Consider the following 12,477-nt stretch of genomic DNA (forward strand, 5'->3'; position numbering starts at 1 on the left):
TTTTTTATTTAGAGCTTAGTTAAATTAAGCTTGTTGAATACCTGCAACAACCCAGTCTTGCTGAGAGCCAACAGGTTTTACAAAGTGCCAGATTTCAGTAAATGGCTGTGGCAAGCTATTTAAATCTTCACTTACTGTACCTGTGAAGCGTACGCTTACTACGTATTGACCATTTTCAGTTGCACTATCTACAACCATTGCGTTTAAGTTACTAAATTCAGCAACGTCCTGATCTTGGTTCTCCATGATGTCGTTATACATAGAGTTATAAAGCTCAGGTGTTAAGTAGCGACGAATTTCTTCAACGTTACTTGCACTGTTAATTGACTGAATGTGGTTAAAACGCTGACGAGCAACACGTAAGAAAGAAGCAGGTTCGCTACCATCTGGTAACTGATTGCCGTTACTTGTTGTTGCACCACCAAACGGAGCCTGAGTTGCAGCTGTACCGCCAGCAACAGACTGACCAAAAATATTGGTGTTGTCGTTTGAGTTAGTTGGCGTAGCCGAACGTCCAAAAGTGTTTTGACCGTTGCTGTTTGGAGCATACGGATTATTTGCTGCTAATTTTTTTTTCCCGCCAAATTTGCGAAATACAAAAAAGGCAACAGCAGCAGCAAGTAATACCCATAACCAACCTGGGATACCACCTTTCTTCTCTTGTTGTTGAGCAGCTTGTTGCTGATTGTCTGGCTGGGTTACACGTTGTTCAGTTGATGTTGGTTTATCATCAGCTAAAGCATGTGCTGCAACAGCACCTACGGCAGCACCAGCTACACCAGCCGCAACCATTGAACCCACACCCGGACCAGATCTTTGAGGTGCTGTTGCAGGTTGTTGAACTGGAGCCACTTGACGAGGTTGTTGATATGACTGGCTTGAAGTGGTAGAGCGTGCCATGCCGTGGCTTTTACCACCACCTGCACGTTTTGCTTCAGCAAGCGGAGAAATTGCCAAAGCAGCCATTAAAATACCCGTTATCAAGCCGCGCTGGTGTACTTCCATAGGAAATTCCTGTTTAAAATTAATTTGTAATTGTATTTATGCAGCCATTTACACTAAATTTCAACTATAAAAATATGTTTTTTTATGTCAATTCATCACTGAGTTGCATTGCTTCAGTGAGTGCTTCATGTAAGCGTGCCACAGCAATCACTTGAACGCCCGGAATCTCTTTTTGTGGGGCGTTTCCTCTTGGTAAAATGACATATTTAAAGCCATGTTTTGCAGCTTCTTTCAAGCGCTCTTGTCCATTTGGTACTGGGCGAATTTCACCTGAAAGTCCAACTTCACCAAAAACTGCAAGTTGCTGTGGTAATGCTTTGGTACGTAAACTCGAAGCACAGGCAAGTAAAACAGCTAAGTCAGAACCTGTTTCAGTAATTTTTAAACCACCGACAATATTGACATAGACATCTTGTCCTGTGGTTTGCACACCGCCATGACGGTGCATTACAGCAAGCAACATGTTTAAGCGGTTTTGTTCAAGACCAAGAGCGACACGTCTAGGTTGTCCTTGAGCATCATCGACTAAAGCTTGAACTTCAACTAAAAGTGGGCGAGTTCCTTCACGACTAATCATAACAATTGAACCGGGAATGGCTTCGTCGTAGCGGCTTAGGAAAATAGCAGAAGGGTTGGCTACTTCGCGTAACCCTTTATCAGTCATGCCAAACACACCCAGTTCGTTAACTGCACCAAAACGGTTTTTAACAGCACGAATCATACGATAACGTGAGTCGGATTGGCCTTCAAAATACAGTACGCAGTCCACCATATGCTCTAAAACGCGCGGACCTGCCAGTGCACCTTCTTTGGTCACGTGGCCAACAATAAATAGCGCCGTGCCACTATTTTTTGCATAGCGGGTTAACAAAGCAGCAGATTCACGAATTTGTGAAACACCACCCGGAGCAGATTGGAGGGTTTCTGTATAAAGCGTTTGAATCGAATCTAGAATAGCGACTACAGGTTTTTCTTGCTCTAAAACTTCACAAATGCGTTCTACACAGGTTTCAGCCATGACTTTTAACTGATCTGTCGGCAAGTCAAGACGCTGCGCACGTAAAGCCACCTGAGACAATGACTCTTCACCTGTAATATAAAGCGCAGAGCTTTTTGCACTTGCCATGTGGGTTGCTGTTTGCAAAAGAATAGTCGATTTACCAATACCCGGGTCACCACCAATTAGTACCACTGAGCCTGTGACCAAACCACCACCAAGTACACGGTCAAACTCGCTAATACCTGTAGGTAAGCGGGTTTCATGAGAAACGGAAACTTTATTTAGTGTTGTGATATTGGCAACTTGGCCTGCGTAGCCCCCAATTTTAGGACGTGCGCGATGGGCTGTAGTCGGCTCGAGTTTGACTTCAGTCAGAGAATTCCATTCACCACACTCTGAACATTGACCAGCCCATTTAAGATGATCGGCACCACATTGCTCGCAACGGTAAACAGTTTTGACTTTACTCATAAAAAATTGAAATTTTGCTCGATATTATAGAAATATAGTTCTTTGGAAATTCTTCATACATTTCTCCTTAATTTTTCATAAAAGAGTATTAGGAAATTTGAAGGGATATTTTTAAGAACTAACAAAGGAAGGACACCAAAAATAACACGATATAAGATTTTTACAAGTCAGATAGGGTTTGTTTTAAGTGCCTATACAAAATCTAAGCTATCCCCAAGGAATGTATTTTTACTCAAGTCTATATCACGGTTTATCATAGGTATGGCATGGATATTGCTCAATTGAAAATGAACAAAATAATATGAGTATTGTATTTTAAAAATACAAAGGTTGATATCTATGAGTGCAGCAGAAATTGTTGATTGGGTTAATAGTATTATATGGAGTAAGGCGCTGATTTACTTATGCTTAGGCGTCGGTTTATTCTTTTCTATTTTGACACGATTTGTTCAAGTCCGCCAAATTAAAGAAATGGCCAGACTATTAATAAAAGGGACTTCTTCAGAACAGGGAGTTTCATCATTTCAAGCTTTATCCGTATCTCTAGCTGGTCGTATTGGTGTAGGTAATATTGCGGGTGTTGCAGCAGCAATTGGCTTTGGTGGACCTGGTGCAGTTTTTTGGATGTGGATGGTTGCATTCTTTGGTGCTGGTACAGCTTATGTAGAGTCAACACTTGGTCAACTTTATAAAGTTGAGTATCAGGGACAATATCGTGGTGGCCCAGCATTTTATTTTGATAGAGGATTAGGTCAGCGTTGGTTGGGAATTGTATTTGCTATTGCTGCAATTGTTGCTTGTGGTTTGTTTTTACCGGGGATTCAAGCAAATGCAGTAGGAAAAGCTTTTACCCAGATTACTGGTGAAGGTGCAACTGTTTTTGGTGATGTAGGTGTTTATAAACTGGTTGCTTTAGTTGTCGTAATTGGTTTGCTTGCTATCCTCATTTTTGGTGGTATTAAACGAATTGCTCAATTTGCTGAACTGGTTGTACCTTTCATGGCAATTGGTTATTTCCTCATGGCTGTAATCATTGTTGTGGTTAACATTTCAGATCTTCCAAAAGTATTAAGTCTAATTTTCACTGATGCATTTACTCCAATGGCGGGTCTTGGTGCTGCAATTGGTTGGGGGGTAAAACGTGGTGTTTATGCCAATGAGGCAGGGCAAGGAACAGGTCCACACGCAGCAGCGGCAGCAGAAGTTCAACATCCAGCTCAACAAGGTTTAGTACAATCTTTTTCAATTCACTTTGACAGTATAATTGTTTGTTCTGCTACTGCATTTATGATTTTAATGACAAGCCAATATAATGTTCAGGGGGCTTTGGAAGCAGGTCAATTCCTTGTTCAAAATGTTCCCGCATCGACTGAAATTGGTTCACCAGCATTTACACAATTAGCAGTGAGCACTATTTTTGGTAATTTTGGTCAGATCTTTGTCGCTTTAGCCGTATTCTTTTTTGCCTTCACCACCATCGTAGCTTATTACTATATAGCAGAAACAAATCTTGCTTATTTGAGCTACATTACAAAATCACCATCATTATTGTTTATTGTGAAATGTTCAATCATTCTCGCTGTAGGCTATGGTTTGCTTAGTGCGACAGGTTATATCTGGGGTATTGGTGATATTGGTGTAGGTTTAATGGCATGGATTAATATTATTGGTATTGTAGTCACCTACTTTATTTATAAACCAACGATTAAAGCACTCAAGGATTACGAAGAACAACAAAAAGCTGGAGTAAAAGAATACACTTTTGATCCTATTAAATTAGGAATTAAAAATGCAACATTCTGGGAGGAACGCTTGAAGAAAAAACAAGAAATAGATACACAGTTGAAAAAAACAGGTAGTTAAATTTTAGAGATAACATAACTCACAAAAGGTGGTCATATTGACCACCTTTTTTTATATGAGATTGATCATTAAATGAGAAACTGCATGTTCCAAAGATGTGCGTTGTATTGCTTGGTTCTTGTGCGTATTATCAGATTTAATGGCATGTATCTTTAAATTATCAGCCATACAGACAAAATTGGTTAGCTGAAAAGTTGTCAAAAAATATACATTTAAAAGATACCTGCAAATGGTGCGATATCGTCTTTTTGATTTGGATTTAGCTAACGGACTAAAAAAATTACTGGAGTGTATTCATAAAATGTCGAATCAAAATCTGAGTGAGCCTCATGAACAAGGTGAACTCCATCGAAGCCTCTCTAATCGGCATTTACAGCTGATCGCGATTGGCGGTGCAATTGGTACTGGATTATTTATGGGATCAGGCAAAACAATTAGTCTTGCTGGTCCATCGATCTTATTCATTTATTTGATTATTGGTGTGATGGTGTTTTTTGTCATGCGTGCGCTTGGTGAATTACTTCTTTCAAATCTTGCCTATAAATCATTTATTGACTTCACCACTGATTTAATCGGTCCATGGGCGGGTTACTTTGTGGGATGGACATACTGGTTATGTTGGATCACGATTGGTATCGCTGACCTTTCTGCAATTATCTACTACTTACAATTCTTCAATAATGGTCTACCTTTCTCGCCTGTCGAAGGTGCAATGATTAGTGTTGCCGCGATTGTATTTATTATGGGCTTAAACCTACTGACAGTACGTTTATTTGGTGAGTTAGAGTTCTGGTTTGCACTCATTAAGATTTTAGCAATTATCATTTTAATTGCTGTAGGTCTATGGATGATCTTTACTGGCTTTACGTCTAGTACGGGTGAGGTTGCTTCATTTACTCATTTGTGGGCGAATGGTGGTTTCTTCCCAACAGGTGTGCATGGCTTCTTGGCTGGTTTCCAGATTGCAATCTTTGCTTTCGTTGGTGTCGAACTTGTGGGAACAACGGCTGCGGAAACAAAAGATCCAGCACGTAACTTGCCAAAAGCAATTAACTCCATTCCAATTCGTATCATTATTTTCTATGTGTTGGCATTGCTTATTGTGATGTCTGTAACGCCGTGGAACAGAATTGATCCAGCGATTAGCCCGTTTGTAAACTTGTTTAGCCAAGCAGGTGTTGCAGCAGCAGCAATCTTGATGAACTTGGTGGTGTTATCATCGGTTATGTCATCAATGAATAGCGGTGTATTCTCAACAAGTCGTATGCTGTTTGGTTTATCTCGTGAAGATCAAGGACCGAAAGCTTTTGGTAAATTGAACAGACGTGCAGTACCTGCAAATGCATTGTATTTCTCTGCTGCGTGTTTATTGTTAGGTGCGGCATTACAGTATTTTGTACCAAATACAGTTGAAGCTTTCACACTTGCAACAACGCTTTCAACCATTCTGTTCATTTGCGTGTGGTTACTGATTATCTGGAGCTACATTCGTTATTACACGACGCGTCCTGAACTGCATGCCAAATCAACATTTAAATTGCCGGGTGGTTTATTTACCTGTTGGATCACGATTATTTTCTTTGTGGGCATGATTTACGTGTTGTCTTTAGAGCCAGACACGTTTAAAGCGCTTAAAGTTAGCCCAATTTGGTTTGTTATCTTGATCATTGGTTATTTCTTCTTTTATAAACCACGTCATAAAAAGTAATTAAATTTATTTGCTTATGACTAAACGCTGGCTGAAAAGCTGGCGTTTTTTATGCATATTGTTTTTCTCTTTAAGTTTACTCTTTAGCCGCTTGCATGATCACGGTATACTGCATCGAATTGTTTAAATCAGGTGCTCAGATGCTTCGTGTCATTTGCCTCATCAGTTTATTGAGCAGCAGTATTTTGCTTACAGCTTGCGGTCAGTCAGGAGCATTGCAGCTACCTTCTGATCCAAATTATGACAACCGTGCAAAATACTTGCTTTATCGTAATAAAGAATCAAAACCAGCTGTGCAAAAGGATGAAAAGTCTGAACAGCCAGTCGAGTCATCATCAGCCCAAAACCAAACTACATCACCTTAAGCTTTGAAATAAGGACACATTCATGAGTTTCACTCGCATTAATGGAGTATTGCATGCAGAGCAATGTTCTATGGAGCAGCTTGCGCAGCAATTTGGCACACCTTTGTATGTTTATTCAAAAGCAGCTTTTGAAAAACATTACTTGGATATGGACCGTGCTTTTGACTTTATTGATCATCAAATCTGTTTTGCGGTGAAATCTAACTCAAATTTAGCTGTTCTTAGTGTCTTGGCAAAACTTGGTGCGGGTTTTGATATTGTATCTGGTGGTGAGCTGGCTCGCGTTTTAAAAGCGGGTGGAGATGCATCTAAAGTTGTTTTTTCAGGTTTAGGTAAAACCGAAGCAGATATTGAAACATCACTCAATGTAGGTATTGCTTGCTTTAACGTAGAGTCTTATGCCGAATTAGACCGCCTTCAAAAAGTGGCAGCTCGTTTAGGCAAGAAAGCGCCGATTTCATTACGTGTAAATCCAGACGTTGATGCAAAAACGCATCCTTATATTTCAACTGGTTTAAAAGAAAATAAATTTGGTATTCCAAGTGATACAGTTTATGAAACTTATCAATACGCGGCTTCTTTACCTAATCTTGAAATTGTAGGTATTGATTGTCACATTGGTTCACAGCTCACTGAAACTAAACCGTTTGTTGATGCTTTAGACCGTGTCATGCTGATGATTGATGAGTTGAAAAAACTTGGTATCAATCTTAAACATATTGATATCGGTGGTGGTTTAGGTGTTTGCTATAAAGATGAAACACCACCAAGTGTTGAAGAATATGCAAACTCTATGAAACCAACTTTAGAAAAGTTAGGTCTTAAGGTTTATATGGAGCCGGGCCGTAGCATTAGTGCAAATGCGGGTGTACTTTTAACTAAAGTTGATTTGCTTAAACCAACGACACATCGTAACTTCGCCATTATTGATGCAGCAATGAATGATTTGATTCGTCCTGCTTTATATGAAGCATGGATGGATATTCAGCCTGTTGTACCACGTACCGATACAGAAGAAAAAGTATGGGACCTCGTTGGTGCGATTTGTGAGACAGGTGACTTTATTGGTAAAGATCGCTCACTCGCATTACAAGAAAATGATTTGTTGGCTGTACTCGGTGCAGGGGCTTATGGCTTTGTCATGAGTTCAAATTACAACACACGTGGCCGTGCTGCAGAAGTCATGGTATCAGGTGAAAAGAGCTATTTAATTCGTGAGCGTGAAACGGTTGAGTCGCTTTGGGAAAAAGAACGTTTATTGCCTGAGGAGTAAATGAGATGTTGTTAGAATTTACCAAAATGCATGGCCTAGGCAATGACTTTATGGTGGTTGACCTGATTAGCCAAAGAGCTTACTTAGATACGGCAACCATTCAACGTTTGGCAGATCGACACTTTGGTGTTGGTTTTGACCAGCTTTTAATTGTTGAGCCACCAGATTTACCAGAAGCTGACTTTAAATATCGCATTTTCAATGCAGATGGTTCTGAGGTTGAACAGTGTGGTAATGGCGTACGTTGTTTCGCTCGTTTTGTACATGAACGTCATTTAACCAATAAAACCAACATTACCGTACAAACCAAAGCAGGTATTGTAAAGCCAGAGCTTGGGCAAAATGGTTGGGTGCGCGTAAATATGGGCTACCCAAAGTTTCTACCAAATGAAATTCCATTCATTGCTGAGCAACCAGAAGCTTTATATACCCTTGAGTTAGCAAATGACCAAAACATTAGTATTGATGTGGTCAACATGGGTAACCCACACGCGGTCACTATTGTTCCAGACGTACTCACTGCTGATGTGGCAGGTATTGGCCCACAAGTTGAATCACATCAACGATTCCCTGAACGTGTGAATGCTGGTTTTATGCAAGTAATTGATGAAAAACATGTTCGCTTACGTGTATTTGAACGTGGTGTTGGTGAAACACTCGCTTGTGGTACAGGGGCATGTGCTGCTGCGGTAAGTGGTATGCGCCGTGGTTTACTTGCTAACTCAGTTGAAGTTGAACTTGCTGGCGGTAAGCTACAAATTGAATGGCAAGAAGGTGATGTTGTTTGGATGACTGGTCCAACAACTTATGTATATGATGGGCGTTTGGATTTACGTTATTTCCAAGGTTAATCGCTTAGCCTAAATAGAAGCCTCTTTTCATCAGTTAAAGTGATAAAAGAGGCTTTCTTTTATATGTACAATAATTTTTGATTTTATTACCTTTTACTCAACGCCAACTTCAATGCAAACAGAACAAAAATACTGCCTGTAATTCGGTCCATATATTTTACAAATTTAGGTTGTTTTAAATAACGTGAAAGTGGTTGCATAGCTAAAATTAATAAAGTTGACCATATTATTCCAATCACCACATGAATCATCACAAGTCCCATTACCCAAGTAACAGCCGATGCTTGCGCTGGAATGAATTGCGGAAGAAATGAAATATAGAAAATGCCAACTTTAGGATTGAGTAAATTGCCAAAGAAACCTTTGATAAACCAATTCTCTGAAGTAGAGCGATTGGAATTATTTTCTTGCATATCTGCGAGTCGGCTACGTGGTTTTAAAATCATATTTAAACCAAGCCATGCGAGATAAGCAGCTCCCATCCATTTTAGAATATTAAAAGCTAAATCAGATGCCATAAGTAGAGCGCCTAAACCGCAGGCCACGACAACTCCCCAAGCAATACAGCCAAGACTAATTCCTAGAGATGCTTGGAACGCTTTAGATTTACCCTCAAGTGTAGCGGTACGAATAATTAAAGTCGTATCTAAGCCAGGAGTAAGCGTAAGTAAAGTAATGGCAATTAAATAAGGAATGAGTACGGTGGTCATGGCAGCAAGGTTCCGACGAATACTTAAAGTGAAGTGTAATATATAAGTTAGATTCATTATGCTGTGCGATATGAAATTTTCATGATCAATTAGTTTTTGGTACACTCAAAAAAAATGGGCAAATAAATGGAGAGCAATTTGGATTTTGCATTACAACTGCTCTCGATGTGGTTGAAAGAAAGAAAAATTCAGAACCAGTCTGAGCATACAATCACGGCTTATGAGCGAGATGTGAAAAGCTTTCTTGAGTTCTGTGACTCAAAAAAAATTGATTTAAAAAATGTTGAAGCTTCAGATTTACGTGAATATCTGGCTCAGCGTGTTGAGCAAGACCAGTTAAGCTCAAGTAGTATGCAGCGTCACCTCACTTCTATTCGTCAGTTTATGAAATGGGCGGAACAGGGCAAATATCTAGAAATTAATCCCACTGACGATTTTAAGTTAAAACGCCAGCCTAGACCCCTGCCGGGCATGATCGACATAGAAACGGTTAATCAAATTTTAGATCAACCCATGCCGGAAAAACCAATTGATCAGCAGCTTTGGTTAAGAGACAAAGCCATGTTGGAACTACTGTATTCAAGTGGTTTGCGACTCGCAGAACTACAAGGCCTCACAATTAAAGATATCGATTTTAATCGTCATCTTGTTCGTATTACGGGTAAAGGAAATAAAACCCGTATTGTCCCGTTTGGGAAAAAGGCAAAAGAAAGTCTATTGAACTGGCTCAAAATTTATAAAATCTGGAAAGGGCATTTTGATCAAGATGCTTCTGTATTTATTTCGCAGCGTGGTGGTGTACTCACTCCACGGCAAATCGAGAAACGTGTAAAACTTCAGGCGCAAAGAGCCGGTGTAAATGTCGATTTACATCCGCATTTACTTCGACATTGTTTCGCCAGCCATATGTTATCGAGTAGCGGTGATTTGCGTTCAGTCCAGGAAATGTTAGGCCATAGCAACTTATCGACTACGCAAATTTATACGCATATCGATTTTGATCATTTGGCTCAAGTGTATGATCAAGCTCATCCGCGAGCGACCAAGCATTAATTCATTTAAGTTAAATTATTTATCAATACGCGACTTTGATTGCACTAAATAAGGTGAATGTAGAGATCATTTGTATTTATTTACAAATTTGTATAAAGAAAAAGGGTGAAATTACCCAATTGACCATTTTGATCTTTGCACAATTTGTCAGCATATATAGCCTGAAAACGACAAATTTTGAGTCTTTTACACCGTACTTATGCTTCTTACTAATAAGGTAAATAAAATAAAAAGATAATAAAAATCAATGTATAAAATAGACTTTAAAAAGAATAAAATAGAGGGTAATCATGTATAAAATTTTTTTTATGAACTGATGATTTCATTTTTTTTGTACTGTTCCAGAAAATTGTGACTTGACCGAAATGCCAAACACATTGCAAGATAGGGTACCTAAAAAATTTTAATCGAAGAGTTAATATACTTTTCTCAACATTTACTTTTGCTAGAACAGCCGAGGATTACATGAAGGCTCTTGTTGCTGTAAAACGCGTGGTTGATGCCAACGTTAAAGTTCGTGTTAAGCCGGACAATAGTGGGGTTGACCTTACCAACGTTAAAATGTCAATCAACCCATTTTGTGAAATCGCAGTGGAAGAAGCGGTTCGCTTAAAAGAAAAAGGAACAGTATCAGAAATCGTTGTTGTTTCTGTTGGCCCTAAAGAAGCTCAAGAACAAATCCGTTCTGCAATGGCTTTGGGTGCAGACCGCGGTATTTTAGTTGAAACCACTGACGAAATTGGCGCTTTAGAAGTTGCTAAAATCTTAAAAGGTGTTGTTGATGCTGAAAAACCAGAACTTATCCTTCTTGGTAAACAAGCAATTGATGATGACTCTAACCAAGTAGGTCAAATGCTTGGTGCATTATTAGGTGCTGGTCAAGGTACGTTCGCTTCTGAAGTGAAAGTAGATGGCGGTAAAGTACAAGTGACTCGTGAAATCGACGGTGGTTTACAAACTGTTGAGCTTGCACTTCCTGCAATCATTACAACTGACTTGCGTTTAAACGAGCCACGTTATGCAGCATTGCCTAACATTATGAAAGCTCGTAAAAAACCGCTTGATACTAAATCTCCTGCTGATTACGGTGTTACAGCTGGTACTAAGCTTAAAACTGTTAAAGTTGAAGCTCCAGCAGAACGTAAAGCTGGCGTACAAGTGAAATCTGTAGATGAGCTTGTAGAAAAATTGAAAAATGAAGCGAAAGTGATCTAATACGGAAGGATAAAATCATGAGTATTTTAGTTATCGCTGATCACAACAACCAAACACTTAACGGTGCTACTTTAAACGTTGTTGCTGCAGCACAAAAAATCGGTGGTGATATTACTGTATTAGTTGCTGGTTCAGGCGCTCAAGCAGTTGCTGACGCTGCTGCTAAAGTTGCTGGCGTAAGCAAAGTATTGCTTGCTGATAACGCGGCTTATGCAAACCAATTAGCTGAAAACGTAGCTGGCTTAGTTGCTGATTTGGCTAAAGGTTACAAATACGTTTTAGCTGCTTCTACCACTACTGGTAAGAACATTCTTCCACGTGTTGCTGCACTTCTTGATGTAAGTATGATCACAGACATTATTTCTGTTGAATCTGCTAACACATTCAAGCGTCCAATCTACGCTGGTAACGCAATTGCAACTGTTCAATCTGACGAAGCAATCATTGTTGGTACTGTTCGTGGTACAGCATTTGATCCAGTTGCTGCGGAAGGTGGTTCTGCTGCGATTGAAACAGTTGGCGAAGTAAAAGATGCAGGCATTTCTAAGTTTATATCTGAAGAAATCGTTAAACTTGATCGTCCAGAATTAACAGCTGCTCGTATTGTTGTATCTGGTGGTCGTGGTGTAGGTTCTGGTGAGAACTACCACAAAGTACTTGATCCATTAGCTGACAAGCTTGGTGCAGCACAAGGTGCTTCACGTGCAGCAGTTGATGCAGGCTTCGTACCTAACGATTTCCAAGTTGGTCAAACTGGTAAAATCGTTGCACCTGAGCTTTACATTGCTGTAGGTATTTCTGGTGCGATCCAGCACTTAGCTGGTATGAAAGATTCTAAAGTTATTGTTGCAATCAACAAAGACGAAGAAGCACCAATCAACAGCGTTGCTGACTACTGGTTAGTTGGCGATTTAAATGCTGTAGTACCAGAGTTAGTAAGCAAGTTGTAATTTACAGCTTGTC

At 39.7% G+C, this 12,477-nt stretch carries 11 protein-coding genes; 8 read left to right on the forward strand and 3 right to left on the reverse strand.

What is annotated here, in order from left to right:
- Positions 1-24: 24 nt before the first annotated feature.
- Positions 25-1,005: a Tim44 domain-containing protein gene (locus I8T81_RS04525; protein WP_198072210.1), complete on the reverse strand. Its 981-nt coding sequence runs from the start codon at positions 1,003-1,005 to the stop codon at positions 25-27.
- Between the two features lie 82 nt (positions 1,006-1,087).
- Positions 1,088-2,476, reverse strand: a complete 1,389-nt coding sequence (gene radA, locus I8T81_RS04530; RefSeq protein WP_049063572.1) for a DNA repair protein RadA — start codon at positions 2,474-2,476, stop codon at positions 1,088-1,090.
- A 339-nt stretch (positions 2,477-2,815) separates the two neighbouring features.
- Between radA and I8T81_RS04535 the strand changes: the two genes are divergently transcribed.
- The 5 genes from I8T81_RS04535 to dapF all read left to right on the forward strand — a co-directional run bounded on the left by I8T81_RS04535 (position 2,816) and on the right by dapF (position 8,536).
- Complete coding sequence (locus I8T81_RS04535; RefSeq protein ID WP_198072211.1) at positions 2,816-4,339, forward strand: alanine/glycine:cation symporter family protein; 1,524 nt, start codon at positions 2,816-2,818, stop codon at positions 4,337-4,339.
- 301 nt (positions 4,340-4,640) lie between these two features.
- Positions 4,641-6,047, forward strand: coding sequence for an amino acid permease (locus I8T81_RS04540; protein WP_031944927.1), 1,407 nt, complete (start codon positions 4,641-4,643; stop codon positions 6,045-6,047).
- A gap of 140 nt (positions 6,048-6,187) precedes the next feature.
- Positions 6,188-6,412 (forward strand): LPS translocon maturation chaperone LptM, encoded by a 225-nt coding sequence (lptM, locus tag I8T81_RS04545; RefSeq protein ID WP_004699798.1) that lies wholly within the window; start codon positions 6,188-6,190, stop codon positions 6,410-6,412.
- 22 nt (positions 6,413-6,434) lie between these two features.
- Positions 6,435-7,685, forward strand: a complete 1,251-nt coding sequence (gene lysA / locus I8T81_RS04550; protein WP_198072212.1) for a diaminopimelate decarboxylase — start codon at positions 6,435-6,437, stop codon at positions 7,683-7,685.
- A gap of 5 nt (positions 7,686-7,690) precedes the next feature.
- Entirely contained in the window at positions 7,691-8,536 is an 846-nt protein-coding gene (gene dapF / locus I8T81_RS04555; protein ID WP_198072213.1) for a diaminopimelate epimerase, read from the forward strand.
- Positions 8,537-8,622: 86 nt separating this feature from the next.
- Here the strand turns inward: dapF and I8T81_RS04560 are convergent, their stop codons facing one another.
- The gene (locus I8T81_RS04560; protein WP_198072741.1) at positions 8,623-9,246 is read right to left on the reverse strand and encodes a LysE family translocator; all 624 of its coding nucleotides are present in this window, start codon (positions 9,244-9,246) and stop codon (positions 8,623-8,625) included.
- A gap of 165 nt (positions 9,247-9,411) precedes the next feature.
- On the opposite strand from I8T81_RS04560, the gene xerA reads away from it, so the two are divergent.
- The 3 genes from xerA to I8T81_RS04575 all read left to right on the forward strand — a co-directional run bounded on the left by xerA (position 9,412) and on the right by I8T81_RS04575 (position 12,464).
- Complete coding sequence (gene xerA / locus I8T81_RS04565) at positions 9,412-10,299, forward strand: site-specific tyrosine recombinase/integron integrase (protein WP_198072742.1); 888 nt, start codon at positions 9,412-9,414, stop codon at positions 10,297-10,299.
- Between the two features lie 465 nt (positions 10,300-10,764).
- Positions 10,765-11,514, forward strand: a complete 750-nt coding sequence (locus I8T81_RS04570; protein WP_004699812.1) for an electron transfer flavoprotein subunit beta/FixA family protein — start codon at positions 10,765-10,767, stop codon at positions 11,512-11,514.
- A 17-nt stretch (positions 11,515-11,531) separates the two neighbouring features.
- Positions 11,532-12,464 (forward strand): electron transfer flavoprotein subunit alpha/FixB family protein, encoded by a 933-nt coding sequence (locus tag I8T81_RS04575; RefSeq protein WP_198072214.1) that lies wholly within the window; start codon positions 11,532-11,534, stop codon positions 12,462-12,464.
- Positions 12,465-12,477: the final 13 nt, after the last annotated feature.

The organism is Acinetobacter seifertii (assembly GCF_016064815.1).
In the GTDB taxonomy this organism is placed as follows: Bacteria; Pseudomonadota; Gammaproteobacteria; order Pseudomonadales; family Moraxellaceae; genus Acinetobacter; species Acinetobacter seifertii.